Source organism: Bradyrhizobium yuanmingense (assembly GCF_029167105.1).
Taxonomy (GTDB): domain Bacteria; phylum Pseudomonadota; class Alphaproteobacteria; order Rhizobiales; family Xanthobacteraceae; genus Bradyrhizobium; species Bradyrhizobium yuanmingense_A.
On record NZ_JARFML010000005.1, the window covers coordinates 117514 to 142983 of the forward strand.

The 25470-nt window shown below is 64.8% G+C and carries 28 protein-coding genes; 15 read left to right on the forward strand and 13 right to left on the reverse strand.

The window, feature by feature from the left end:
* Positions 1-188: 188 nt before the first annotated feature.
* Both rho and hemJ read right to left on the reverse strand, forming a co-directional pair.
* Positions 189-1454, reverse strand: a complete 1266-nt coding sequence (rho, locus tag P0R31_RS08635) for a transcription termination factor Rho (RefSeq protein WP_008133567.1) — start codon at positions 1452-1454, stop codon at positions 189-191.
* 254 nt (positions 1455-1708) lie between these two features.
* Complete coding sequence (gene hemJ / locus P0R31_RS08640) at positions 1709-2143, reverse strand: protoporphyrinogen oxidase HemJ (protein WP_275513709.1); 435 nt, start codon at positions 2141-2143, stop codon at positions 1709-1711.
* 461 nt (positions 2144-2604) lie between these two features.
* Between hemJ and P0R31_RS08645 the strand changes: the two genes are divergently transcribed.
* From P0R31_RS08645 to dnaQ, 4 genes are read left to right on the forward strand one after another with little or no spacing between them, the layout of a single operon-like run.
* Positions 2605-3450 (forward strand): pyruvate, water dikinase regulatory protein, encoded by an 846-nt coding sequence (locus P0R31_RS08645; protein WP_225151926.1) that lies wholly within the window; start codon positions 2605-2607, stop codon positions 3448-3450.
* Positions 3451-3459: 9 nt separating this feature from the next.
* Positions 3460-4068, forward strand: coding sequence for a Maf family nucleotide pyrophosphatase (locus tag P0R31_RS08650; RefSeq protein WP_275513710.1), 609 nt, complete (start codon positions 3460-3462; stop codon positions 4066-4068).
* Between the two features lie 23 nt (positions 4069-4091).
* A complete protein-coding gene (gene coaE, locus P0R31_RS08655; protein ID WP_275513870.1) occupies positions 4092-4691 on the forward strand; it encodes a dephospho-CoA kinase in 600 nt (199 codons plus the stop codon).
* A 29-nt stretch (positions 4692-4720) separates the two neighbouring features.
* Positions 4721-5443: a DNA polymerase III subunit epsilon gene (dnaQ, locus tag P0R31_RS08660; RefSeq protein WP_275513711.1), complete on the forward strand. Its 723-nt coding sequence runs from the start codon at positions 4721-4723 to the stop codon at positions 5441-5443.
* On the opposite strand, the gene secB is transcribed toward dnaQ, so the two are convergent.
* On the reverse strand, positions 5434-5922 hold the full coding sequence (secB, locus tag P0R31_RS08665; RefSeq protein ID WP_275513712.1) for a protein-export chaperone SecB: 489 nt from the start codon (positions 5920-5922) through the stop codon (positions 5434-5436). The two genes, dnaQ and secB, sit on opposite strands and share 10 nt — an antisense overlap.
* Positions 5923-6319: 397 nt before the next feature.
* Here secB and P0R31_RS08670 point away from each other — a divergent pair, with 397 nt between their 5' ends.
* From P0R31_RS08670 to P0R31_RS08680, 3 genes are read left to right on the forward strand one after another with little or no spacing between them, the layout of a single operon-like run.
* Positions 6320-7027 (forward strand): Tim44/TimA family putative adaptor protein, encoded by a 708-nt coding sequence (locus tag P0R31_RS08670; protein WP_275513713.1) that lies wholly within the window; start codon positions 6320-6322, stop codon positions 7025-7027.
* A complete protein-coding gene (locus P0R31_RS08675) occupies positions 7005-8540 on the forward strand; it encodes a murein transglycosylase A (RefSeq protein ID WP_275513714.1) in 1536 nt (511 codons plus the stop codon). The genes P0R31_RS08670 and P0R31_RS08675 overlap by 23 nt, the downstream gene beginning before the upstream one ends.
* The gene (locus tag P0R31_RS08680; RefSeq protein ID WP_275513715.1) at positions 8537-9127 is read left to right on the forward strand and encodes a Smr/MutS family protein; all 591 of its coding nucleotides are present in this window, start codon (positions 8537-8539) and stop codon (positions 9125-9127) included. The genes P0R31_RS08675 and P0R31_RS08680 overlap by 4 nt, the downstream gene beginning before the upstream one ends.
* Before the next feature lie 146 nt (positions 9128-9273).
* Here the strand turns inward: P0R31_RS08680 and P0R31_RS08685 are convergent, their stop codons facing one another.
* The 5 genes from P0R31_RS08685 to hslV form a co-directional block, all read right to left on the reverse strand.
* Positions 9274-10398 carry a hypothetical protein gene (locus P0R31_RS08685; protein ID WP_275513716.1) on the reverse strand — a complete coding sequence of 375 codons (1125 nt, stop codon included), beginning with the start codon at positions 10396-10398 and terminating at the stop codon, positions 9274-9276.
* 28 nt (positions 10399-10426) lie between these two features.
* Positions 10427-11731 (reverse strand): ATP-dependent protease ATPase subunit HslU, encoded by a 1305-nt coding sequence (gene hslU / locus P0R31_RS08690; RefSeq protein ID WP_275513717.1) that lies wholly within the window; start codon positions 11729-11731, stop codon positions 10427-10429.
* Between the two features lie 49 nt (positions 11732-11780).
* Positions 11781-12398 carry a DUF2585 domain-containing protein gene (locus tag P0R31_RS08695; RefSeq protein ID WP_275513718.1) on the reverse strand — a complete coding sequence of 206 codons (618 nt, stop codon included), beginning with the start codon at positions 12396-12398 and terminating at the stop codon, positions 11781-11783.
* Positions 12395-12877, reverse strand: coding sequence for a GNAT family N-acetyltransferase (locus P0R31_RS08700; RefSeq protein ID WP_275513719.1), 483 nt, complete (start codon positions 12875-12877; stop codon positions 12395-12397). Before P0R31_RS08700 ends, P0R31_RS08695 begins: the two co-directional genes overlap by 4 nt.
* A 187-nt stretch (positions 12878-13064) precedes the next feature.
* Positions 13065-13625 (reverse strand): ATP-dependent protease subunit HslV, encoded by a 561-nt coding sequence (hslV, locus tag P0R31_RS08705; protein WP_275513720.1) that lies wholly within the window; start codon positions 13623-13625, stop codon positions 13065-13067.
* 193 nt (positions 13626-13818) lie between these two features.
* Between hslV and hisB the strand changes: the two genes are divergently transcribed.
* The 8 genes from hisB to P0R31_RS08745 all read left to right on the forward strand — a co-directional run bounded on the left by hisB (position 13819) and on the right by P0R31_RS08745 (position 18928).
* Complete coding sequence (gene hisB, locus P0R31_RS08710) at positions 13819-14412, forward strand: imidazoleglycerol-phosphate dehydratase HisB (RefSeq protein ID WP_036003156.1); 594 nt, start codon at positions 13819-13821, stop codon at positions 14410-14412.
* 64 nt (positions 14413-14476) lie between these two features.
* Positions 14477-15007 carry a DUF2628 domain-containing protein gene (locus P0R31_RS08715; protein ID WP_275513721.1) on the forward strand — a complete coding sequence of 177 codons (531 nt, stop codon included), beginning with the start codon at positions 14477-14479 and terminating at the stop codon, positions 15005-15007.
* Complete coding sequence (hisH, locus tag P0R31_RS08720) at positions 15004-15654, forward strand: imidazole glycerol phosphate synthase subunit HisH (RefSeq protein WP_036003163.1); 651 nt, start codon at positions 15004-15006, stop codon at positions 15652-15654. Before P0R31_RS08715 ends, hisH begins: the two co-directional genes overlap by 4 nt.
* Complete coding sequence (gene hisA / locus P0R31_RS08725) at positions 15651-16388, forward strand: 1-(5-phosphoribosyl)-5-[(5-phosphoribosylamino)methylideneamino]imidazole-4-carboxamide isomerase (protein ID WP_275513871.1); 738 nt, start codon at positions 15651-15653, stop codon at positions 16386-16388. The genes hisH and hisA overlap by 4 nt, the downstream gene beginning before the upstream one ends.
* Positions 16389-16391: 3 nt before the next feature.
* Positions 16392-17165, forward strand: a complete 774-nt coding sequence (gene hisF, locus P0R31_RS08730; RefSeq protein WP_018646048.1) for an imidazole glycerol phosphate synthase subunit HisF — start codon at positions 16392-16394, stop codon at positions 17163-17165.
* Positions 17166-17267: 102 nt separating this feature from the next.
* Positions 17268-17591: a phosphoribosyl-ATP diphosphatase gene (locus P0R31_RS08735; protein WP_275513722.1), complete on the forward strand. Its 324-nt coding sequence runs from the start codon at positions 17268-17270 to the stop codon at positions 17589-17591.
* A 36-nt stretch (positions 17592-17627) separates the two neighbouring features.
* Complete coding sequence (gene coaA, locus P0R31_RS08740) at positions 17628-18584, forward strand: type I pantothenate kinase (protein WP_036003185.1); 957 nt, start codon at positions 17628-17630, stop codon at positions 18582-18584.
* 104 nt (positions 18585-18688) lie between these two features.
* Positions 18689-18928: a hypothetical protein gene (locus P0R31_RS08745; RefSeq protein WP_275513723.1), complete on the forward strand. Its 240-nt coding sequence runs from the start codon at positions 18689-18691 to the stop codon at positions 18926-18928.
* 45 nt (positions 18929-18973) lie between these two features.
* Here the strand turns inward: P0R31_RS08745 and P0R31_RS08750 are convergent, their stop codons facing one another.
* The 5 genes from P0R31_RS08750 to P0R31_RS08770 all read right to left on the reverse strand — a co-directional run bounded on the left by P0R31_RS08750 (position 18974) and on the right by P0R31_RS08770 (position 25290).
* Entirely contained in the window at positions 18974-20032 is a 1059-nt protein-coding gene (locus P0R31_RS08750) for an AI-2E family transporter (RefSeq protein ID WP_275513724.1), read from the reverse strand.
* Between the two features lie 71 nt (positions 20033-20103).
* The gene (locus P0R31_RS08755) at positions 20104-20733 is read right to left on the reverse strand and encodes a histidine phosphatase family protein (protein WP_275513725.1); all 630 of its coding nucleotides are present in this window, start codon (positions 20731-20733) and stop codon (positions 20104-20106) included.
* Between the two features lie 63 nt (positions 20734-20796).
* Complete coding sequence (locus tag P0R31_RS08760; protein ID WP_275513726.1) at positions 20797-23058, reverse strand: PAS domain-containing hybrid sensor histidine kinase/response regulator; 2262 nt, start codon at positions 23056-23058, stop codon at positions 20797-20799.
* A gap of 117 nt (positions 23059-23175) precedes the next feature.
* On the reverse strand, positions 23176-23643 hold the full coding sequence (locus P0R31_RS08765; RefSeq protein ID WP_275513727.1) for a hypothetical protein: 468 nt from the start codon (positions 23641-23643) through the stop codon (positions 23176-23178).
* 108 nt (positions 23644-23751) lie between these two features.
* Positions 23752-25290: a YifB family Mg chelatase-like AAA ATPase gene (locus P0R31_RS08770; protein WP_275513728.1), complete on the reverse strand. Its 1539-nt coding sequence runs from the start codon at positions 25288-25290 to the stop codon at positions 23752-23754.
* Between the last annotated feature and the right edge of the window lie 180 nt (positions 25291-25470).

Here is a 25470-nt window from a genome sequence, read left to right on the forward strand (position 1 = left end):
CTGCGGTTTTGCCTGATCGCAGGCGGGAGGCCGACCAGAATTTCAAGTATTACTTTTGGATATCCAACAACTTAAGGAGAAACGCGAGGTCAAGCACTGGCTGCCGCTCATGCTGCACATTCGCTGCAGCAAAACCGCAGCAAAAAGGGGCGCCCGAAGGCGCCCCGGAAGTCTTTGTTGCAGTGCACTCAGGTATTCATGGAGTCGAAGAACTCCGAATTGCTCTTGGTCGAGCGCAGCTTGTCGAGCAGGAAGTCGATCGCGTCCATCGTCCCCATCGGATTGAGGATGCGGCGGAGCACGTACATCTTCTTGAGCACCTGCGGATCGGTGATGAGCTCCTCCTTGCGGGTGCCGGAGCGCGAGATATCGATCGCCGGGAAGGTGCGCTTGTCCGAGACCTTGCGGTCCAGGATCAGCTCCGAGTTACCGGTGCCCTTGAACTCTTCGAAGATGACTTCATCCATGCGGCTGCCGGTATCGACCAGCGCGGTCGCGATGATGGTCAGCGAGCCGCCCTCCTCAATGTTGCGGGCCGCGCCGAAGAAGCGCTTCGGACGCTGCAGCGCGTTGGCGTCGACACCGCCGGTCAGCACCTTGCCGGATGACGGCACCACCGTGTTGTAGGCGCGGCCGAGGCGCGTGATCGAATCGAGCAGGATCACGACGTCGCGGCCGTGCTCGACCAGGCGTTTTGCCTTCTCGATCACCATCTCGGCGACCTGGACGTGACGCACCGCCGGCTCGTCGAAGGTCGACGACACGACCTCGCCCTTCACCGAACGCTGCATGTCCGTGACTTCTTCTGGACGCTCGTCGATCAAGAGCACGATCAAATAGCATTCGGGGTGATTGTGCGTGATCGAATGCGCGATGTTCTGCATCAGCACGGTTTTACCGGTGCGCGGCGGCGCCACGATCAAGGCGCGCTGGCCCTTGCCGATGGGTGCAACGATGTCGATCACGCGTGCAGACAGGTCTTTCCGCGTGGGATCGTCGATCTCCATGCGGAAACGCTGATTCGGAAACAGCGGCGTGAGGTTGTCGAAATTGACCTTGTGCTTGGCCTTTTCCGGATCCTCGAAATTGAGCGTGTTGACCTTCAGCAGCGCGAAGTAGCGTTCGCCCTCTTTCGGGCTGCGAATATGACCTTCGATGGTGTCGCCGGTGCGCAGGCCGAAACGGCGGATCTGCGAGGGCGACACGTAGATGTCGTCGGGGCCCGGCAGATAATTCGCGTCGGGCGAGCGGAGAAAGCCGAAGCCGTCGGAGAGAACTTCGACGACGCCCTGGCCGACAATATCGGTCTCGGCGAGCGCCAGCTGCTTGAGGATGGCGAACAGCAGCTCCTGCTTGCGCATGGTGCTGGCATTCTCGACCCCATTCTCCTCCGCGAACGAGACGAGCTCGGCCGGCGTTTTGGACTTGAGGTCTTCGAGTTTGATTTCCCGCATTGGGGTGGTCCTGTGGGGTAACCTGAAAGAGGGGGTGCGAGGAGGCTCTGAAATGCGGACGCGAGCAGGTGCAGGTAAGGTCCGCAGGTCTGGCAAGGTGAACGCCGGTGAGGCTTCAATCCTGATGCGGTGTCCGGCCTCTGGAAGGCTCGGACACAACCACATCCGCCTGCGTTGGGTGGGATATCGATAATATAGAAAATCGCTCAACGCTCCGCAAGCCGAAGCGCTGAGCTAATCGCCGCGCGCTCTGCCTAGAACGGCTTCACGATCACCATGATGACGATGACAATCATCAGGACGGTCGGCACCTCGTTGATTATTCGATAGAATTTCTGGCTCCGCGGGCGCCGGTCCGCGGCGAAATCCTTGACCCAACGGGAAAAAAAGCCGTGGACCGCCGAGAGCGCCAGGACCAGTGCCAGTTTTACGTGCAGCCAGCCGAACGAGAACCAATGGCCGGACCAGGCGAGATAGAGCCCGGCGAGCCAGGTGACCATCATCGCGGGGTTGATGATCGCCTTGAGCAGCCGGCGTTCCATGACCTTGAACGTCTCCGACTGCTTCGAGCCGATTTCGGCCTCGCAGTGATAGACGAACAGCCGCGGCAGGTAGAGCATGCCGGCCATCCAGGAGATGACGGCGATCACGTGCAGCGCCTTGATCCAGAGATAGACGTCTTCGAACATTTTCGGGGGTCCGGCTTGCTGACCAGCGCGGGGAACGCTGGGGATAGTAAGAACCCGTTAAGGTCTTACCCCGCACACATATCCCTCCGTAGCGCCTTCCTCAAATCTAGAATCTTAGATTCTTAAGGTTTGAGTCTATGTGACCGTGGATTGGACTCACGCAATTCCGTCCGCGCGTTCACGCGCGCTTGTTCACATCCATCCACATATTCCGGACAGCCTTTGTCGACTTCCGATAAGTCAGCCGGCTTCAAAGGCTTGCGCGATTGTATCGGCAGCTTATCAAGGGACTTGTCCGTGCAATCCCGCTTCCCTCTCGGCGGGGCGTCGGATTTGTCCTGACCGGCAGCGGTGTGAAGAAAATCACGCCTTGTCCCGCCCCTGGTGTCGCGCATCCCTTTCCGAGGGGTTAAGCTCCACAGAAATCCACAAACCACCCCAACGAAATTCAAAGGGTTTTTGTGCCGACCTCGAACAATTATTTCCATCTCCACCTGGTCTCGGACTCCACGGGTGAGACGCTCATCACCGTGGCGCGCGCGGTCGCGGCCCAATACGCCAACGTGACGCCGGTCGAGCACGTCTATCCGCTGGTGCGCAGCCAGAAGCAGCTCGACCGCGTGCTCGACGAGATCGAGGAAGCGCCGGGGATCGTGCTGTTCACGCTGCTCGAGAAGGATCTGGTCGCCAGACTCGAGGACAAGTGCAAGCAGATCAACGTTCCGAGCCTCTCGATCATTGGGCCGGTGATGCAGCTGTTCGAGGCCTATCTGGGAGCAGCGACCACCGGCCGTGTCGGCGCCCAGCACGTGCTCAACGCGGAATATTTCAAGCGCATCGATGCCTTGAACTACACGATGATTCATGACGACGGTCAGCATGTCGAAGGTCTCGACGAGGCCGACGTGGTACTGGTCGGAGTGTCCCGGACATCGAAGACGCCGACATCGATCTATCTCGCCAATCGCGGCATTCGCACCGCCAACGTGCCGCTGGTGCCGGGCATTCCGGTGCCGGCGCAATTGGAGACGCTGACGCGGCCGCTGGTGGTCAGCCTGCACGCGACGCCGGAACGCCTGATTCAGATCCGGCAGAACCGCCTTCTGTCCATGGGCGCCGAGTCCAGCAGCGGCAGCGACAGCTACACCGACAAGCAGTCGGTCACGGAGGAAGTCGCGTTCGCGCGCAAGCTCAGCGCCAAGCATGACTGGCCGCTGCTGGACGTCACGCGCCGCTCCATCGAGGAAACCGCGGCGGCGATCATGAAGCTGTATAGCGACCGCCAGCGCAACCGGCCGTCCGAGTAAGTGTCGCCGATGAGCCTGTGGCGCGGCAAACGTGCGTTGATCCTGGCCTCGCAAAGCAGCGCGCGCAAAATGCTGCTGGGCAATGCCGGGCTCGAATTCGAAGCCGTCACCGCCGATATCGACGAGCGTGGCATCCAGGCCGCGTCAAAGCTCTCCAACCCGCGCGAGATCGCCCTGCTGCTGGCCCGCGAAAAGGCCAAGGCTGTTTCTGCCTGTTATCTCGGACATTATGTGATCGGCGCCGACCAGACGCTGGCGCTCGGGAGGCGTCTCTTCAACAAGCCGGCTGGGCGCGCCCAGGCGCTGGTCCAATTGCGCGATCTCGCCGGTCAGACGCACGACCTGAATTCAGCCGTCGCCGTGGCGCAGGATGGCAGGATTCTCTTCGAGCACGTTTCCGTGGCGCGCATGACCATGCGGCCCATGAGCGAAGCCGAGCTTTCGGCCTATCTCGACGCCGCCGGCGATGCCGTGACCGGAAGCGTCGGCGCCTATCAGCTCGAGGGCCTCGGCATCCATCTGTTCCAGAGCATCGAGGGCGACCATTTCACCATTCTCGGCCTGCCGCTGCTGCCGCTGCTTGCGTATCTGCGCAGCGAGCAGCTAATTGCGGTGTAGATGCGAGAGAAGGCTGGGTGCTGATGCGAATTCTCGGACTGACCGGATCGATCGGGATGGGCAAATCCACCACCGCGACATTGTTCGCGGAGGCCGGCGTCCCCGTCTACGACGCCGATGCCGCCGTGCATCAGCTCTATGAGGGCGAGGCCGCCCCCGCGATCGAGGCCGCCTTCCCCGGTACCACCGCGAATGGCAAGGTCGACCGGCAAAAGCTGTCGGCGCGCGTCGTGCACGATCCCGCCGCGATCAAGCAGCTCGAGCAGATCGTTCATCCCATGCTCGGCGCTTCCCGGCAGAAATTCTTTGCCGACGCCGAGGCCGCCAAGGCGCCGGTCGTGGTGCTGGACATCCCGCTGTTGTTCGAGACCGGCGGCGAGAAGCGGGTCGATGCCGTGGTCGTGGTCTCGACCTCGTCCGAGCTGCAGCGCCAGCGGGTGCTGGCGCGCGGCACGATGGACGAGGCCAAGCTCGATGCCATCATCGCCAAGCAGATGCCGGATGCCGAGAAGCGCAAGCGGGCCGATTTCGTGGTGGATACCTCGCACGGACTTGACCCCGTGCGGGCCCAAATCGCGCACATCCTGGCCGAGGTCGTTAAGATGCCGCAGCGGCGGACCTGATTCGCCGCCTCACACGGCTTCCAAGAGACATGCGCGAAATCGTCCTCGACACCGAAACCACCGGCCTCGATCCGCTGCGCGGCGATCGGTTGGTCGAGATCGGCTGCGTCGAGATCTTCAACCGCATGCCGACCGGACAGACGTATCACGTCTACATCAACCCCGAGCGGGACATGCCGGCGGAAGCGTTTGCGGTGCACGGATTGTCGTCCGAGTTCCTGGCGACCAAGCCGTTGTTCCACGAGGTCGCCGACGAATTTCTGGCGTTCATCGGCGACGCCCCGCTGGTGATCCACAACGCCTCGTTCGACATCGGCTTCATCAATGCCGAGCTCGACCGCATCAAGCGCGCTGCGATCCCGCGCGAGCGCCTGGTCGATACGCTGCTGCTGGCGCGTCGCAAGCATCCCGGCGTGTCCAACCGGCTCGACGATCTCTGCTCGCGCTATTCGATCGACAATTCACACCGTACCAAGCACGGCGCGCTGCTGGACGCCGAGCTGCTCGCCGAGGTCTATGTCGATCTGGTTGGAGCGCGGCAGTCGCAGCTGCTGCTGGCCTCGGACGCCGAGGAGATCAGGGTCAGTAGCGCCGGCGATGCGCCGCGGCGGCAACGCCCTGTGCCACTCGCGCCGCGGATTTCCGAAGCCGAGCGCGAGGCCCATCGGGCCTTCATCGCAACGCTCGGCGACAAGGCGATCTGGAACGAGTACCTGCCCGCTCCAGCCGCGCTGGCGGCGGCTCAGGCCTGACCGACCTGTCCACCCTGAGCGGCCATTTGCCGCTCCATGTTCTGGCGGTAGAGGCCGACGAAGTCGACCGGATCCAGCATCAGCGGCGGGAACCCGCCATCGCGCACCGCCGTCGCAATGATCTCGCGTGCGAACGGGAACAACAGGCGCGGGCACTCGATCATGACCAGCGGGTGCAGGTTCTCCTTGGGCACGTTGACGATCCGGAACACGCCGGCATAGGCGAGCTCGAACGAGAACATCACTTTACCGGCGGTCTCGGCCCTGCCCTCGACCGACAACGTCACCTCGAATTCCTGTTCACTGAGATTGTTGGCGTTGACGTTGATCTGGATGTTGATCTGCGGCGGCTGGCTCTGCGGCTGCAGCGAGCTCGGCGCGTTGGGATTTTCGAACGAGAGGTCCTTGGTGTATTGCGCCAGCACGTTGAGCTGGGGAGCCTGGGCCGCCTCGGGAGGGATGCCGTTACCGTTGGTCATGAAAGTGTCTCCTTACCCGATTGGGGCTGAATTTCGCGGCGGTTGGCTAACATAGGGCCGGCTCGTTCCACAAGGACGAACGGTCCCGGACCGGGAATTCGGGCTGCGCCCGCGCCTTTGACGTTCCTCCTGCCTTTTCCGCGAAATTTCGCCTTAAACGATTGAAGATGCGCCATTTCCAGGCAGGATCGGGTTTCCCCTTAAGCATAAAACGCGCTACACTTGGCGCTGTGCCAAAAGGCGCCATTGGCCGGGCCAGATTTCGTGCCTACATCCCACGGACCTGACGTGGACCCAAAATGGTGATGTAGACTTGCCGTTTACGTAAGGAACGGTCTACTGGCCGGATTGATTTTCCCGGCAACGAGCCCTGCAAAGACCAGAAAGCGAATACGACGTGGACATCTACACCATCATATTCCTGGCGCTGGCCGTGTTCATCTTCTTGCGGCTGCGTAGCGTGCTGGGGCAGCGTACCGGCAACGAGCGGCCGCCGTTCGATCGCACCGCCGCCCGCAACGCGCTCGGAGGCGCCCAGGACAACAACGTCGTGACCATGCCGGGCAAGGTGATCGACCAGGCCCCGCTGGCGCCGACGGCTGAGCCGACCGCGGCGGCCGATCGCTGGAAGGGGCTGACCGAGCCGGGCACGCCGCTGGCGCAGGGTCTCGATGCCATCGTCGAGAAGGATTCCAGCTTCGACCCGCGCCATTTCCTCTCGGGCGCCCGCGGCGCCTACGAGATGATCGTGCTGGCTTTTGCCAATGGCGACCGCCGTGCGCTGCGCGATCTGTTGTCGTCGGACGTCTATGACAGCTTCGACGCCGCGATCAAGGAGCGCGAGAAGAACGAGCAGAAGACCGAAACGCGGTTCGTGTCGATCGACAAGGCCGAGCTCGTCGGCGCCGAGTTGCGCGATCGCAGTGCGCAGCTCACCGTACGCTTCGTCTCGCAGATGATCTCGGCCACCCGAGACAAGGCCGGCAACATCGTCGACGGCAGCGCCGACACGGTCGCCGACATCACCGATATCTGGACTTTCGCCCGCGACACCTCCTCTCGCGATCCGAACTGGAAGCTGGTTGGCACCGGAAGCGCGAATTAAGATCTTCCTGAAGAACGGCGCGACGGCGCTTTGCGCAGCCGCCGTCGCGCTGTCGTCGTTTTCGCTCGGTGCCGAGGCGGCGCGGCGCCACCACCGCAGCCACCACCACCATCTGCCGCGAACGCCTGCCGCTCCGCCGAGGGCCTTGCCCTATCCGCAGCTCACCCTGCCGTTCGAAATTCCCGGCGCGCAATATCTGCCGCTGGCCTGGGCGGACGTGAAGGGGTGGGGCGACGACAATCATCTCGCGGCCTACAAGACCTTCCGCGCCAGCTGCAAGCCGATCAATGCGCAGAACGGCGAAGCCAAGGCCGAGCCCAAAGCTTTGGGCACCTCGCTAGGCGAGCCCTGCCGGGTTGCCAAAACCCTCGAGCTCGTCGACGACGGCAAGGCGAAGAGCTTCTTCGAGGAGAATTTCACGCCGCTGCGGATCTCGCGGCTCGGCGAGCCCGAAGGCTTCGTCACCGGCTATTACGAGCCGGTGCTGGAGGGATCGCGTACGCAGACCGATGTCTACAACGTGCCGGTCTATCGCCGTCCCTCGAACCTGTTCGTGCGCGGCTACAAGCAGGATTCGCTCAGCCTGCCCAACAAGGGCCCGGTCTATCGCAAGATCGGCCGCCGCAAGCTGGTGCCCTATTACGACCGCGGCGAGATCGAGGACGGCAAGATCGCCGGCCGCGGGCTCGAGATTGCCTGGCTGAAGGATCCGACCGATCTGTTGTTCGCGCAGATCCAGGGCTCGGCCCGCATCAAGTTCGACGACGGCAGCTCGGTCCGGCTCAATTACGACGCCTATAACGGCTATCCCTACACGGCGGTCGGTCGCATCCTGATCGAGCGCGGCATCATCCCGAGAGAGGAGATGTCGATGCAGAAGATCAGGGAGTGGATGGCGCAGAACCCCGACGGCGCCAAGGAGCTGCGCCGCGCGAACCGCGCCTACATCTTCTTCCGCGAGGTCAACCTCTCCGACAAGGAGGAGGCAGTCGGCGCGCAAGGCATTCCCTTGACCGCGGGGCGCTCAATCGCGGTCGACAAATCGCTGCATGTCTACGGCACGCCGTTCTTCATCGAGGGCGAGCTTCCGATCGAGTCGGAACGCGCCAAGACGCCGTTCCGCCGGCTGATGATCGCGCAGGACACCGGCTCTGCCATCATCGGGCCCGCACGGGCCGATCTGTTTTTCGGCGCCGGCGCGGATGCCGGCCGTGTCTCCGGCCGGCTGCGCCACCCCATGCAATTCGTGATGCTGGTGCCGAAGAGTCTCGATCCCGCCCCGCGCGCCGCAAAGCTGCCGATCCCGGACCCAAGGCCCGCCGAGAAGATCGCAAAGCTGTTTCCGCAGACCGATCCGGCGAAGACCGGCACGCCCGTCGCCGCGGCAACGCAAGGCAAGACCGAAACGATTGCCGCCGCCGGCCCGGTTCCGCTGCCGGTGCCGCGTCCCGCGATCGAGCCCGTCCCTGAGCCGCGCCGTCCGGCAAAGAATCGTCCTCATCGCCCGCAATGAAACGGCCGTCCCGTCCGCCCGTGCTGGAGCCTCGCCCCTCGCCGCGCCGTCGCGCGCTGAGCGAGGAGGAGCGCGAGCTGTGGAATCTCGTCGCAAAGCATGTCAAGCCGCTGCGAAAGCATCGCGCGGCCAAGGCGCATGCTACCCCGCGCGCCGAATCTTCGCCCGGGCCCCAGGTGACGAGGACTTCGCCACCGCCAAGGCCGGTTGCCGCTGCACCGGCGCCGCGCCCCGCAAAGCCGTCGATTCCGCCGCTTGCGCCGCTCGGCAAGCGCGAGCGGACCAAGCTGTCGCGCGGCCGCAGCGAGATCGAGGCGCGGCTCGACCTGCACGGCATGACCCAGATGCGCGCCCATCGCGCGCTCGCCGGCTTCCTGCACCGCGCCCACCAGGACGGCCTCACCTTCGTGCTCGTCATCACCGGCAAGGGACGCAGCGGCGGCGAAAGCGGCGTGCTCCGCCGCCAAGTGCCGGAATGGCTCAGCCTGCCGGAATTCCGCGCCTTCGTGGTCGGCTTCGAGGAAGCCGCGATCGGCCACGGCGGAGAGGGGGCGCTGTATGTGCGGATCAGGCGGGCGAGAGGATAGTGGCTCTACACCTCTCCCGCTTGCGGGAGAGGTCGTCGCGAAGCGACGGGCGAGGGTTCTCTCCTCCTGGGGGTTCTCGCTCGAGGAGAAAGCCCTCTCCCGCAAGCGGGAGAGGGAGCGCACCCTCTTCGAGGTTGCGGCTGAATCTAGAACGGCCGGATGATTCCGACGCGTGGGATCAGCGTGAGGATCAAACCGAAAATGTTGGTCTTGCGATCCTCGGCCGGAATCGGCGCAGCATCCCCTTTGGCCGGCAGCATCTTCACCGCATGCAGGATCAGGAACATGCAGACCGCCCAGTTCGAGATCCAGCGCGAATAGTCGAACACCATCGCGAACATCACGAGATAGGCGACACTGATGCCGACCAGTGCTGCGATGACGAGCCGCTTGTGCAGATCGCTGGCGAGCGCGCCGATCAGGCTGGCAAAGAAGCGCCACAGCGGCGCGTGCAGCCAGATCAGAAGCGCGAACACGGGCACGCCGAGGATATTGTGCGGCAGGCGGCCCCAGGTGTCGGCAACCTCCTTCGCCAGCGGCTGGTACCAGATGTAGGCGAATTGCAAGAGGTCGATGCGCGCAGGATCGGCCATCCGGCTCTTGAGATAGGCGACGAAGTCCGCTTCGGGGACCGGCATCGTTCCCAGAAACTGCGCGGCAAAGAACAGCGCGGAGACGACGGCGAGGGCGACCCCGCCGAAGACGACATTGCTGCGGTCCCAACCGTAAGCAAGGTAATGCCGGATCACGACGATGGTGATGATCGTCGGCACATACATCAAGAGATGAATGTGATGGATCAGCACGAGAACGATCGAAAACAGCGCAGCCGTCGCCACGAAGACCAGCGAGCCCGCCGGCATCAGCAGCAGGATGACCGCCAGCGCGCAGCCATAGATGTCGAAATGGCCGAGCGTGTGCATGAAGTTCTTCAGGAAGAACGGCGAGCCCGCGGTGAAGACGAACAGCGGCAGCGTTTTCGCAGAGAAGCCGAACGTGTTCTGGAAGAGCCTGGCATAGAGGCCCAGCGTTGCAAGCCACGTCGCCCCGCCGAGCGCGAACACTGGCCATACCGGCACCTTGTCGGTGAACAGCGCGAAGACTGCCCCGATCAGCGCGCGCTTGATGAAGCCGAAATGATAATCGACCAGGAGATGGATGTAGGGGACGTAAGGCGGCAGCTGGATCTTGTGGACGAAGACGCCAACGATGACCGCGGCGTTGATCGCGAGCAGCAGTCGCCAGGGATTTTGCAGGATGCGTACGGTCACGCCGCATCAATAGCGTGACCGCTCCGAATCACAAAATGAAGCGGCTCAGATCTGCATTCTTGGCGAGGTCGCCGATGTGCTTTTGCACGTAATCCGCGTCGAGCCGGACCGTCTCGCCGTTGCGGTCGGGGGCGGTGAAGGAGATCTCGTCCAGCACCCGCTCCATCACGGTCTGCAGCCGCCGGGCGCCGATGTTCTCGACCGTTGAATTGACCGCGACCGCAATGTCGGCGAGCGCGTCGATGGCGCTGTCGGTGATGTCGAGGGTCACGCCCTCGGTCTGCATCAGGGCGACATATTGCTTGATCAGCGAGGCCTCGGGCTCGGTCAGGATGCGGCGCATGTCGTCGCGGGTCAGCGCCTGCAATTCGACCCGGATCGGCAGGCGGCCCTGCAATTCCGGCAACAGGTCGGACGGCTTGGCGACGTGGAAGGCGCCCGACGCAATGAACAGGATGTGGTCGGTCTTCACCGCGCCGTGCTTGGTCGAGACCGTGGTGCCTTCGATCAGCGGCAGCAGATCGCGCTGCACGCCCTCGCGCGAGACGTCGCCGCCGACGCGGCCGTCGCGGGCGCAGATCTTGTCGATCTCGTCCAGGAACACGATGCCGTTGTTCTCGACCGCGCTGATCGCCTCCAGCGTCAGTTGCTCGGTGTCCAAGAGCTTGTCGGATTCCTCATTGACGAGGATCTCGTGCGAGCCTTCCACCGTCAGCCGCCGCGTCTTGCTGCGGCCGCCGAGCTTTCCGAAGATGTCGCCGATCGAGATCGCGCCCATCTGGGCGCCCGGCATGCCCGGGATCTCGAACATTGGCATGCCGCCGCCCGACGACTGCGTCTCGATCTCGATTTCCTTGTCGTTCAATTCGCCGGCGCGCAGCTTCTTGCGGAAGGATTCCCGCGTGGCCGAGCTCGCATTGGCGCCGACCAGCGCATCGAGCACGCGCTCCTCGGCGGCAAGCTGGGCGCGCGCCTGCACGTCCTTGCGCTTTCGCTCGCGCATCTGCGCGATTGCGACCTCGACGAGATCGCGGATGATCTGCTCGACGTCGCGGCCGACATAGCCGACCTCGGTGAACTTGGTCGCTTCCACCTTCAGGAACGGGGCATTTGCGAGCTTGGCGAGCCGCCGCGCGATTTCCGTCTTGCCGACGCCGGTGGGGCCGATCATCAGGATGTTCTTCGGCAGCACCTCCTCGCGCAAGGAGCCGGTGAGCTGCTGCCGGCGCCAGCGGTTGCGCAGCGCGATCGAGACGGCGCGCTTGGCGTCGCCCTGGCCGACGATGAAACGGTCGAGTTCGGAAACGATTTCGCGGGGAGAGAAGTCTGTCATGTCTGATTAGCTAGGGCGGGAGACGGCCAAGGACAAGCCGCATTTTGGGTCAGATGATCGGCGGGCCGGATTGCCATTGCTTCACGGCCTCGATCGGATGGATCAGCATCAGGATATTGAGCGTCAGATTGTCGCGAATGTGGAGCGCCAGCACGATTTCGAAGGCGATGCCCAGCAGCACGGTCGTGGTGACAGGCAGCGCGCGAGCGGCCAGGAACCCCAGGATCATGGCCAGATTGTCCGAGACCGAATTGAGGATGCTGTCGCCGTAATAATCCAGCGAGATGGTGCCGGCGCGGTAGCGCTCGATGATGAAGGGCGAGTTCTCGACGATCTCCCAGGCGCCTTCGATCAGCATCGCGATGATCAGCCGCGCGGGCCAGGAGAGACGCAGGAACGGCAATCGTGCGAACAGCAGCCAGGTCAGGCCGTAGAACAGGAAGCCGTGCAGCACGTGCGAGAACGTGTACCAGTCGGCGATCTGCTGGGAATTCTCCGAGCTGTTCACCACGCCGTGCCACAGCTTGATGGTGCCGCAGGCGCAGATCGGCACGCGTCCCATCGCAAGCAGGATCGCGGCTTGCAGCGCGAGCAGCAGCAGCGCGATGCCGACCCAGCCGAGTGCCGGAAACGCGGTCTTGACGGTGGGAGTTGCGGCAAGCGTCATGGCTCTCGGATCATCAGGAGTGCGGGACCGTCGGGCGTGACGATCTCGTGCTGCGGCACGAAACCAGCTTTCTCATAGGCACGAATCGCGCGCGCATTGGAAGGACTCGGGTCTATCACGATGCGCGGCACACCGCGCGCGAAGAGCTGGTCGATGAAGGCGCGGATGAAAGCGGAGCCGTGGCCGCATCCGAGCATGTCAGCCTCGCCGATGAACTGATCGAGGCCGCGCGTGCCCACGGGCTGCGGGCCGAAGCTGACGTGCCATTCGCCGAGCCGGTAGCACTGCAGATAGGCGAAAGACCGGCCGTCAAGGCTGACAATGAACTGAGCCAGGTCGGGATGGTCGAGGTCGCCGCCGACGAATTCCAGCGTCTCGGGATCATGCCACCACTCGGCGACATGCGGGGCGTCCAGCCAGCGCCGGATCAGCGGCATGTCGGCCGTACTCATCGGGCGGAAGGTGTAGGTGGGGGTCATCGCGCGCCGACGGTGGTGCGCTCCCTCTCCCGCTTGCGGGAGAGGGCTGGGGAGAGGGTGTTTCCGCAATGGGACAGCGCCCGAGAGGGAAGAGCCCCTACCCGGCGCTTCGCGCCGACCTCCCCCGCAAGCGGGAGAGGTTGCACCGAGCGTAAAGCTAGGCCTTCGGACAAATGACCCCTCCGCCCTACCCCGCCGCCAGGGTCTCGATGGTCACATTCCGGTTGGTGTAGACGCAGATGTCCGCGGCGATGTCGAGGGAGCGGCGGACGATGGTCTCGGCGTCCTTGTCGGTGTCGAGCAGCGCCCGGGCGGCGGCCAGCGCGTAATTGCCGCCGGAGCCGATCGCCATCACGCCGGCCTCGGGTTCGAGCACGTCGCCGGTGCCTGTGAGCACCAGGGAGACGTCCTTGTCGGCCACGATCATCATGGCCTCCAGCCGACGCAGATAGCGGTCGGTGCGCCAGTCCTTGGCGAGCTCCACCGCCGCCCGGGTCAGCTGCCCCGGATATTGCTCGAGCTTGGATTCGAGCCGCTCGAACAGCGTGAAGGCGTCAGCGGTGGCGCCGGCGAAGCCGCCGATCACGTCGCCCTTGCCGAGCTTGCGGACCTTCTTGGCATTGGACTTGATGACGGTCTGGCCGATCGAGACCTGGCCGTCGCCGCCGACCACCACCTTGCCGCCCTTGCGGACCGTTAGAATCGTGGTGCCGTGCCAGCGTGGGGAGCTGTTCTGGGAGTCCTGCATGAATGATCCTCGTTGTCCGGCCTGATTTAGGCGGTCGGGACCAAGGGCACAACGGGCCGTTCCGGGCCGAATTTCGCTCACCATAGGCAGAAGTAGAGGCCCGGCCAGCCGTTCCCGCAGTAGCGAAGGTGTCATTTGGCTGTTAAGAGACTGGCGTTTTCGGCTCCCTAGCTAGGATGAAAGCCAGCTTTCAATGCGCACCGCGACGATCAAGCGCAAGACCAAGGAAACCGACATCGAGGTCTCCGTGAACCTCGATGGCACCGGCGTGGCCAATATCGCGACCGGCATCGGCTTTTTCGACCATATGCTCGATCTCCTCGCCCGCCATTCCCGCATCGACCTCACGGTCAAGGCGGTGGGCGACCTGCACATTGATTATCACCATACCACCGAAGACACCGGCATCGCGCTTGGCCAGGCGGTCAAGCAGGCGCTCGGCAACATGGCGGGCATCACCCGTTATGCCGGCGTGCACATGCCCATGGACGAGACGCTGACGCGCGTGGTGATCGACATCTCGGGCCGCCCGTTCCTGGTGTTCAAGGCCGACTTCCCCCGGCACAAGATCGGCGAGTTCGACACCGAGCTGGTGCGCGAGTGGTTCCAGGCTTTTGCCATCAACGCCGGCGTGACTCTCCACGTCGAGACCCTATATGGCGATAACAGCCATCATATCGCCGAGTCCTGCTTCAAGGGTCTGGCGCGGGCGCTCCGCGCGGCCGTGGCGATCGATCCGAAGGCGGCGGGCGAAATCCCGTCCACCAAGGGCTCGCTCGGCGGCTGACATCTTCCGTCTTGCGGCGAACGCTGCTGGCGGCATCACTGATTTTCGAGAACGGGGCATCACCATGCCTGTCTACACAGTTCACGCTCCCTCACCCGCAGGAGCCGACCCGCGCGCGACCGACAAGTTCGTGTTCGTGCGCGACGGCTTCCATTTCTGGGCGATGATCTTCGGTCCGTTCTGGCTGTTGTGGAATCGGCTGTGGCTGGCGCTGATCGGCTATCTGATCTTCCTGGCCGCGTTCAACGCGGGGCTGTCGAGCCTCGGCGTCGGGCGCTCCTCTATCTTTTTCGCCGATTGCATCGTCGCGCTGCTGATAGGCCTCGAGGCCTCGAGCCTGCGCCGCTGGACCTTGTCGCGCGGCAAATGGCGGCAGCTCGACATCGTCGTCGCCGACGACAGCGATACTGCGGAGCGCCGCTTCTTCGAACGCTGGAGCCAGAAGCAGAACGGCATCGCTGGCGATCAATGGGCCGTCGATCGCGGCGGCCCGCCGCCGACCCGCAATGTGCCGGGTCAGCCATTCTCGAGCCCGCCGCCGCTTCCGGCCGGCGGCATCATTGGATTGTTTCCAGAACCGGGAGGGTCAAGATGAGCGTCGCCATCATCGATTACGGTTCCGGCAATCTGCATTCCGCCGCCAAGGCCTTCGAGCGCGCCGCGCGCAGCCTGGAGAGCCCGCAAAAGGTCTTTGTTACCAGTGATCCCGATCAGGCTTACGAGGCCGACCGCCTGGTGCTGCCGGGTGTCGGTGCCTTCGCCGATTGCCGGCGCGGGCTGGACGCCGTCAACGGCATGGTCGAGGCGATCACTGAAGCGGTGCGCGTCAAGGCGCGGCCGTTCTTCGGCATCTGCGTCGGCATGCAGCTGATGGCGAGCCGCGGCAAGGAACACGTCGTCACCGAAGGCCTGAACTGGATCGGCGGCGACGTCGAGAAGATCACGCCGCGCGATGAAAGCCTGAAGATTCCGCATATGGGCTGGAATACGCTGGACCTGCTGCAGGAACATCCGGTGTTGAACAAGCTGCCGCTTGGTCCGAAGGGCCAGCACGCTTATTTCGTGCACTCCTACCATCTTAACGCCGCCAGCGAGGCGGACGTGCTCGCGCGCGCCGATTACGGCGGGCCCGTCACCGCGATCGTCGGCAAGGACACCGCCATCGGCACGCAGTTTCACCCCGAGAAGAGCCAGCGTTTCGGCTTGGCCCTGATCTCGAACTTCTTGCGATGGAAACCGTGATTCTCTTTCCCGCGATCGACCTCAAGAACGGCCAGTGCGTGCGCCTCGAGCAAGGCGACATGGCGCGCGCGACCGTGTTCAACCTCAATCCCGCAGCCCAGGCGCATAGCTTTGCCGCGCAGGGTTTTGAATATCTCCACGTCGTCGACCTCGATGGTGCCTTCGCCGGCAAGCCGGTGAATGCTGCGGCTGTCGAGGCGATGCTGAAGACGATCAAGATCCCGGTGCAGCTCGGTGGCGGCATTCGCGATCTCGCGACCGTCGAAGCCTGGCTCGACAAGGGCATCACGCGCGTCATCATCGGCACCGCTGCGGTGCGCGACCCGGAACTGGTGAAATCCGCCGCGAGAAAATTCCCCGGCCGCGTGGCCGTGGGCCTCGATGCCCGCGACGGCAAGGTCGCGGTCGAAGGCTGGGCCGAGACCTCTGAGGTCACGGTGCTCGAGATCGCCAAGCGTTTTGAGGATGCCGGCGTTGCCGCCATCATCTTCACCGACATCGCGCGCGACGGCCTGCTCAAGGGCTTGAACTTGGAGGCGACGATTGCGCTGGCCGACGCCATCTCCATTCCCGTGATCGCCTCCGGGGGCCTCGCCTCGATCGAGGACGTGAAAGCCATGCTGACGCCGCGCGCGAAAAAGCTCGCCGGCGCGATCGCGGGCCGTGCGCTTTATGACGGCCGGCTAGATCCGGCTGCGGCCCTCACCTTGATCCGCGACGCGCGCAGGAGCTGACCCATGTTCAAGGTGCGCGTGATCCCCTGCCTCGACGTCAAGGACGGCCGCGTCGTCAAGGGCGTCAACTTCGTCGATCTCAGGGATGCCGGCGATCCCGTCGAAGCCGCCATCGCCTACGACGCCGCCGGCGCCGACGAGCTCACCTTCCTCGACATCACCGCGACCCATGAGAACCGCGGCATCATGCTGGACGTGGTTCGGCGCACGGCGGAAGCCTGCTTCATGCCAGTCACCGTCGGCGGCGGCGTGCGCGAGGTCAACGACATCAAGACGCTGCTGCGCGCCGGCGCCGACAAGGTCTCGATCAACAGTGCCGCGGTATCCCGCCGCGAATTCGTCAAGGAAGCGGCCGAAAAATTCGGCGAGCAGTGCGTGGTGGTCGCGATCGACGCCAAGCGCGTCAAGCGTCCGGGCGGCGACCGCTGGGAGATCTTCACCCATGGCGGTCGCAACTCGACCGGCATCGACGCGATCGAATACGCCCAGGAGGTGGTTTCACTCGGCGCCGGGGAGATCCTGCTCACCTCGATGGACCGCGACGGCACGCGGCAGGGATTCGACATTCCGCTGACCCGCGCGATCGCCGACAGCGTTCCCGTTCCCGTGATCGCTTCGGGCGGCGTCGGCAATCTCGACCATCTCGTCGACGGGATCCGCGACGGGCACGCCACGGCGGTGCTGGCGGCTTCGATCTTCCATTTCGGGGAATTCACCATCCGCGAAGCCAAGGAGCACATGGCCCGGCGTGGGCTGCCGATGCGCCTGGATGCCTGACGACTCCGGTTTGTAACGATGCTAACATTGGCGGACGGGGATGGCCGCCGTGGCCAAATCTGTTGCCAAGCTTGCTTTCAAGCGTGTTTCCGAGTGAGTCCGATGCCGCGTTTCACGATCCATGATCTGGCCGACACCATCGACGCCCGCGCGGCGTCCGGCGGCGAAGCGTCCTATACCCGCAAGCTGCTCGACAAAGGCCCCGAGCATTGCGCCAAGAAGTTCGGCGAGGAAGCAGTCGAAACCGTAATCGCTGCAGTCGAAAACGATCGCGCGCATCTGATCGCTGAAAGTGCCGACCTGCTCTATCATTTCCTTGTGCTGCTGAAGGCACGCGGCATAAAGCTGGAAGAGGTCGAGGCCGCGCTGGACAAGCGGACCTCGATGTCGGGGCTGGAAGAGAAGGCGTCGCGCAAGGGCGGCTAGGCAAGGGCGAATAGATCGCAACGGAAAGGCGGCGTCATGGATATCCGCGCACCCGAGCAACAGTACAATCCCTACCGCGTTTATACGCGCGAGGAATGGGCGCGACTGCGCGACGATACGCCGATGACGCTGGAGCCGGGCGAGTTCGACCGGCTGCGCTCGCTGCACGACCGCCTCGACCTGCAGGAGGTCGAGGACATTTATCTGCCGCTGTCACGTCTGTTGTCGATCTACGTCGATGCGATGCAGCGCCTGTATTACGCCGAGCGCCAGTTCCTCAACATCAGGGACCGCAAGGTACCCTACATCATCGGCGTCGCCGGCTCGGTGGCGGTCGGGAAGTCCACCACGGCGCGCGTGCTCCAGGCGCTCTTGGCGCGCTGGTCGCCGCGACCGAAGGTCGAGCTGATCACCACGGACGGATTTCTCTATCCCAATGCGGTGCTCGAGCGGCACGGCATCATGCAGAAGAAAGGTTTTCCGGAGAGCTATGATCTGCCGATGCTGCTCAACTTCCTCTCCGACATCAAGGCCGGCCGTCGCCACGTCCGTGCGCCGGTCTATTCGCATCTGACCTACGACATCGTGCCGAACCAATGGGCCGAGATCGACCAGCCCGACATCCTGATCGTCGAAGGTGTCAACGTGCTGCAGACCGGCAAGCTGCCGCGCGATGGCAAGGCGGTGCCGGTGGTTTCCGACTTCTTCGATTTCTCGGTCTATATCGACGCCGACGAGGCGGCGCTGCGGCAATGGTACATCAAGCGCTTCCTGGCGCTGCGCGACACCGCGTTCACCAATCCGAAATCATACTTCAACCGCTATGCGCTGTTGTCGGACGAGGAAGCGACCGCGACCGCGATCGCGATCTGGGAGCGTACCAACCTCGCCAATCTCGAGGACAACATCCTGCCGACCCGGCCCCGTGCGACCCTGATCCTCAAGAAGGGCGCTGACCACACGGTGGAGAGCGTGGCGCTCAGGCGGCTATAGGCGCGCCGGTGAGCGTGCCTTCATGGCCGTTCGGGCGGAGTGTCTTTTGATGCAGACCAACGATGGGTATTTCGCTATTCCTTGGAAAACGGCGGGGGCACACCATGGTTGATCGTCTCAGGAGCGCTGCGGAGCAGCTGGAAGCTCCGGTCTGCCCGGACTGCCACGTCGAGATGAAGTGGTTCCGCTCGGAACTGCTCGCGGACGAGCCGACCCCGGTCATCGCGCATCTCTTCGTGTGCCCGCATTGCAAGCGCGCCGCGCAGGCAAATACCGTCTTCCGGGGCGGCCAGACGACGCCCGACAGGCTGTCTGCACCGCGCTTCATTGTCTCTGCTGCATGAGAGACCGCGTCGGCCGGATCGCCCGCTCGAGGCCCGGCATGACGATCATTTCGGGGCCCCCTGTCGCCACTTCGAGCCGACGAAGATGTGCCACGTCGTCAGAAACATCGCGGCGACGAGCGGGCCGATGACGAACCCGTTCGCTCCGAACGTCGCAAGGCCGCCCAGCGTGGCAAGCAGCACGACATAGCTCGGCATCTGGATCGACTGGCCGACCAGGATCGGGCGGAGAAAATTGTCCGCAAGGCCGATCACGAAGGTGCCGAAAGCGAGCAGGATGAGGCCCTTCGTGACCGAACCTGCAACAAGCAGGTAAAGCGCAACCGGAACCCAGACCAGCGCGGAGCCGAGCACCGGCAGCAGCGAGAGCAGCGCCATCAGCGCGCCCGCCAGCAGCGGCGCTGTGAGGCCGAGCAGCCAGAAGATGAGCCCGCCGAGCGCTCCCTGTATCAAAGCGACGAGAACGATCCCCTTGATCGTTCCACGAACCGCCAGGGTGAAGACATCGAGAATTTCGGCGGTATGGTTCGGGCTCAGCGGGAGCGCCTCGCGAATGCGGGCATTGAGCTCGTCACCGTCGCGCAGCAGGAAGAACAGCAGGTACAGCATCACGAGCAGGCTTGCGACGAACTCCAGCGTCACCTGACCGATGTTGATCGCATGCCCGGCCAGCTGTTGGCCGGCAGGGACGACCAGACCCGACAGGCGTTCCCTCAGGGCCGAAAGATCGATGCCGGCCAGACGGTCCCCGAGCGACGCAGCCCAGGCGGGCAGCGCGGATTTCAGCTGCTGCAGGGGATGAGCGAGGCTGATCTCCCCGCTCTGAACGCGCTGATACAGCTCCCCGCCCTGGTCGATCAGCGACGCGATGATGATCGCTACGGGGATCAGGACCATGACGATCACAACGATGACGGTGACGAGGGCGGCAAGGTTGTGCTTTTCGGGCACGGATTTCAGGACCCGCCGATAGAACGGGGCGAAGATGATGGCCAGCAGCGTGGCCCACAACACGGCACCGGAGAACGGCCAAAGCACCCAGACGAACGCGACGGAGATCGCGCCGAGCAGGATGAGGAATGAACGATTCTCCGATGTTCTCACGTGTTCGCCAGCTCTTCGCTCGTTCGCCAGATGATGTCCGTAGCACAACATCGTGGCGGAGCGGCAGGTCCTCACCTGCCCGCTTTCGCGATCCAATCCGCAAGCGTGATGCGCCCTGCGAAGGTGGCGGGGCCCGAGCTGCCGGCCTTATAGACGAAGGCCTCGCCTTCCCCGACGTTGCCGGCGTCCTTGCCGAAGGCATCGGCGATGTTGGTCTTGTGGGTGACCAGGACGGTGTTGGTGCCGGCCTGCGGCGGGGCATCGACGAGCTGACGCACGGCCTGCCCGGCCTTGGCATTGGCGCCGGTCGGGTTTGCCATTCCCGATGCGCTGGCGTTGCTGCTGTCGGTCAGGGCATCGACCGGCTTGACCTCACGGCCGGAGATCAGCTTGCCGGCCTCGGCCGCGCGGTTCAGGCGGCTGGTGTAGACGTCGCCGATCGGGATCGCGAGGTCCTTGATCGCCGTCCCGATCTGGCGCGCCGCCTCCCTGCCCTTCTCGCTGAGTTGACGCTGGGCGCTCATGTCGTCGAACTTGAAGGGGTAGACATCCTTCTGGCTGTCGTCGGTCGCGGTGTGTCGGAAGATCAGGACGTAGCCGCCTTGCTTGAGGGACGAGATGAGGTCCGGTGTGTCGGCGGCTGCGTGGCGGGAGATTCCAGCCAGGAGAACAATCAGGGCGAGGCGGCAAAGCACGTTCATGCGCAAAATCCTTTTGGTTGCAAAATGCCCCCTTTGGGATCGTGACGCGCAACACGCTCGATTTCAATTGCGATCGTCGGACGAGATCAGGTTCCCGTGAGATCCGGAACCGTCTGGTGCCCGGGCCGCGGCGAGGCCCGCCAGCGCCTCCTCGAGCTTCTCACGGTCGACCGGCTTGATCAGAAATCCGTTCATGCCTGCCTCGAAGCAGGCATAACGATCCTCCACCAGCGTGTTGGCGGTGAGCGCCAGGATCGGCGTCTGGGAATCGCCCAGCGCGGCCTCGTGCGCGCGGATGCGCTTTGTCGCCTCGATGCCGTCGAGCTGCGGCATCTGGATGTCCATCAGCACGAGATCGTAGGGCGTGCCGGCCGATGAGGCGGCGAGCCAGGATTCCAGTGCGGCCTCGCCATGGACGGCAATGACGACGCGATGGCCGAGCTTGGTCAGCAGCGAGCGCATCAGCAAGGCGTTGATTTCGTTGTCCTCGGCGACGAGGATCGACAGGCCTGTCGCCGGCGCGGGGCCGGCGGAGGCCGGCTCCGGCGCGAGATCGGGCGAGGCGACCTCCGGCGTCAAAGCGAGGCGTGCGGCGAGCGAGGCCGCGCGCAGCGGCTTCACCAGAAAGCCGGTGAAAGCCGGCGACAGCTTCTCGTGGCGCGAGCTCGACGTCAGCAGCACGAGACGCTGCAAGGCATGCGCGCGGGCTGCCTCACCGAGCTGATCGGCCGCGGCGGGACCGATCGCACGATCGATCAGCACCGCGTGCCAAGAGCGTTCCGGCAGCAATGCTTCGGCGACCGCCGCATCTGCAACCAGGCAGGTCTGGCTGCCCCAGCGTTCGAGGCGCCGCGCGATGAGCGAGGCTTCGATGCCGTCGGCGACGAGGAGCATCGACTTGCCGGTGAGGTCGGGGCTCGGAAATGCGGTCTGCCCGGCGCCGCCTTGCGACGGCGGAAGCGGCACCGCGACCTCGAAGGTCGAGCCTTTCCCCGGCTCGCTCGTGAGCGTGATCCGGCCGCCCATGCGCTTGACGATGCGCTCGCTGATGGAAAGGCCGAGTCCGGTGCCGCCATAGGTGCGGGCGACGCGCTCGTCGGCCTGCTCGAACTCGCGGAAGATGCGCTGCTGGGCTTCGGCTGCGATGCCGATGCCGGTGTCGCGAACCAGGAAGCTGATCTCGTTCGGCCAGATGCCGGGCTCGACGATCAGCGCCACGCCGCCGTTGCTCGTGAACTTGATGGCGTTGCCGGCGAGGTTGAGCAGGACCTGGCGCAGCCGCGCGGCGTCGCCGACCACTTCGAGCGGCAAGCGCTCGTCGACATAGGCGGCGATCTCGAGCGACTTCGCCTGCGCGCGCGGCGCGAGCAGCTCGGTGATCTCCTCGACCAGGGTCGAGAGCGCGAAGGGACGCTGATCGAGGTCGAGCTTGCCGGCCTCGATCTTGGAATAGTCGAGCAGCTCCTCGATTAGCGCCATCAAGGCTTCGCCCGAGGTCTTCACCGCCCTGGCATAGGTCGCCTGCTCCGGCGTCAGATCGGTGTCGAGCAACAGGCCGCCCATGCCGATGATGCCGTTCAGGGGGGTGCGGATCTCGTGCGAGGCCATCGCCAGGAAGCGCGACTTGGCGCGGTTGGCGGCGTCGGCCTGGTCGCGCGCGTCGGACAATGCGCGCTCGGTCTCGGTGCGGTCGGTGACGTCGCGTCCGACGCTCTGCAACTCGGCGGGCTGGCCGGCATCGAGGCGGACATAGCCCTCGCGCCAGGCGATCCAGCGCGCGCCGAGCGGGGTTGCGATCTTCTGGTCGTGGATGCGCGTGCCGCTGCTCTCGCGGGCACTGTCGCCCTGCTCCAGCACGTCGAAATCGAAGCGCGTGCTGACCAGCGCGCTGCGCGGCTGTCCTGCGAGCGCGCAATAGGCCTCGTTGGCAAAGGTGATGCGGCCGTCGGTAGCGCGCAGCACGATCAGGTCGCCCTGCTGCTCGAACAGGCTGCGGGCGCGCTCTTCCGCTTCCTTCAGCTCCCAATTGCGGTCGATCAGGGCCTCATTGTGGGCGGCGAGCGTCCGCAGCCGCTTATTGACGAAGCGCAGGCGCATGCTCAGCGTCGCAAGGCCGAGGCAGGCGAGCGCGAACAGGAAGCTGGCGCCGATCGCAAAGGTATGGGGATCGTAGCCGGAATTGTCGGACCGGCTGCCGGAGACGAAACCATAGGCGCCGCCGAACGTCGCCGAGAAGATCATGAAGGAGCGGATCGCGAAAGCGAGCCTCGGATGCCGTCGCCTGAAACGACGCATGCGCACCTTGATCCGGAACGTCCGACCCATCGCAACCGACCCTTGCCTGAAACCCCCGCCGCCGCGTGCGACGATGGCCCGCCGACCTTGCGAACAAATTGCGGCGGTGGCGCCGCCTCCGAACAGGGTTGACGAGATGTTAACGGGTCAGAGCGAGGCCGCCTGGAAGCGGCCATGGCCGCCGCGGGCGCCGACGATCAGCGCCGCCGCCTCGCGCGGCGAGAACGTCTTCGAGCGCACATAGATGCGGTAATCCGCCGGTCCTTCGCTGGAGAGATAGACTACTTGGCCGCCGTCGACCGGCTGCGCGGCGATCGAGACGAGACGCGTCGAGGAGCTGGCCTGGCAGGTGTCGGGCTCGGAGCCGAGGCCGTCGTCGACCACGGCAAAATCCGCGGCGTCGGCATTGTCGGTGATCTGGACCCGCACCGTGGCCTGCGCGGGATCGTCGGTGAAGGCGACATGCACACCGGCGGTCCAGAACAACGAGGTGAGCTCGACTGATGTGTCGCCCAGCGCGATGCAGGGATGCGACACCGATCCGATCTCGGCGCGGGCGAACACCGCAGCCGCCAACAGGGGAACAGCCGAGGCCAGGAACTTGAAACGCAACATGACGCTCTACTCGCTAGGCCCCGGGAACTCACAACCGAAACGCGTCGGGCCTTATGGTTTGCAGAGCGTAAAGGAAAGTCGTTACCGCCGGGTTGATGCGTGGAATGATCACGCCAGCTGGCGCACATCCTCCGCGAGTGCGCGGTAGGACAGCGCCTCGGCGAGGTGCAGCCGGCCGATCTTGTCGGCATGGTCGAGGTCGGCCAGCGTGCGCGCCACGCGCAGCACGCGGTGATAGCCGCGCGCCGACAGGCGCATGGTCTCGGCGGCATCGCGCAGCAGCTTCTGACCCTGTGCATCCGGCTTTGCGATCTCCTCCAGCACGGAAGCGGGGGCCTCGGCATTGGTGCGGACATGGGGCAGGCCCGCAGCCGCAAAGCGCGCCAGCTGGATGTCGCGCGCCGCGGCGACGCGGGCGGCGACCTCGGCTGATCCTTCCGACGGCGGCGGCAGGATCAGGTCGGCGGCCGTCACCGCCGGCACTTCGATGCGCAGATCGATGCGGTCCATCAAAGGACCCGAGATGCGCGCCTGGTAATCGCCGGTGCAGCGGTCGATGCGGCCGCGCTTGCAGGCATAGCCGGGCTCGAACGCATTGCCGCAGCGGCACGGATTCATCGCCGCGACCAGCATGAAGCGGGCAGGGTAGGTGACGCGGTGATTGGCGCGCGATACCGCGACCTCGCCGTTCTCGAGCGGCTGGCGCAGCGAATCCAGCACGCGCGGATCGAACTCCGGCAATTCGTCGAGGAACAGCACGCCCTGATGCGCCAGCGAGATCTCGCCGGGCTTGGCGCGCGCCCCGCCGCCGGTGAGCGCGGCCATGCTGGCGGAATGATGCGGCGAGCGGAACGGGCGCCGCGCCGTCAGCGCGCCGCCTTCGATCTCGCCGGCGACGGAGGCGATCATCGAGACCTCGAGCAGCTCGCTCGGCGACAGCGGCGGCAGGATCGAGGGCAGGCGCGCGGCCAGCATCGATTTGCCCGCTCCGGGCGCGCCGATCATGAGCAGATGATGCCCGCCGGCGGCCGCGATCTCCAGCGCGCGCTTGGCGCTTTCCTGGCCCTTGATGTCGCGCAGGTCGAGCGTCGAGGCGGCGGCCTCGTGCACCTTCGGCGTCGGCCGCGACAGCACCTGGGTGCCCTTGAAGTGGTTGGCGATCTGGATCAGCGAGTGTGCGGCAATGATCTGGATGTCCGGGCTCGCCCACGCCGCCTCGGAGCCGCAGGACGCCGGGCAGATCAGGCCTTCCTCGCGCATATTGGCGCCGATCGCGGCGGGAAGGACGCCGGCCACCGGCGCGATCGAGCCGTCGAGGCCGAGCTCGCCGAGCACGGTGAAGCCGGTCAGCGCATCCGGCGGGATCGCGCCGATCGCCGCCATCAGCCCGAGCGCGATCGGCAGGTCGTAATGGCTGCCCTCCTTGGGTAGGTCGGCCGGGGCCAGATTGACGATGATCCGCCGCGCCGGCAGCGCCAGCCCCGAGGCGATCAGCGCCGAGCGCACCCGCTCGCGCGCCTCCGACACCGCCTTGTCCGGCAGGCCGACGATGGCAAAGGCCGGCAGGCCGGGCGCGACCTGCACCTGCACGTCGACCGCGCGGGCCTCGATCCCCTCAAAGGCGACGGTAGAAACCCGCTGAACCATGCCGAACCAGCCTGCCCATTGCTGCAATTAGGGGTAGCAGAGCGCGGCCGGTTCCGCAAGAACAATACGGGAACAATCGCTCGGGGCCGGTCAAATCCTAACCAGGCGTAACCGCGGTCCCGACACTACGTCTCGAATGCCACCTTCTCTCCTCAGCACATTCCAACGAATGTCCGCTAC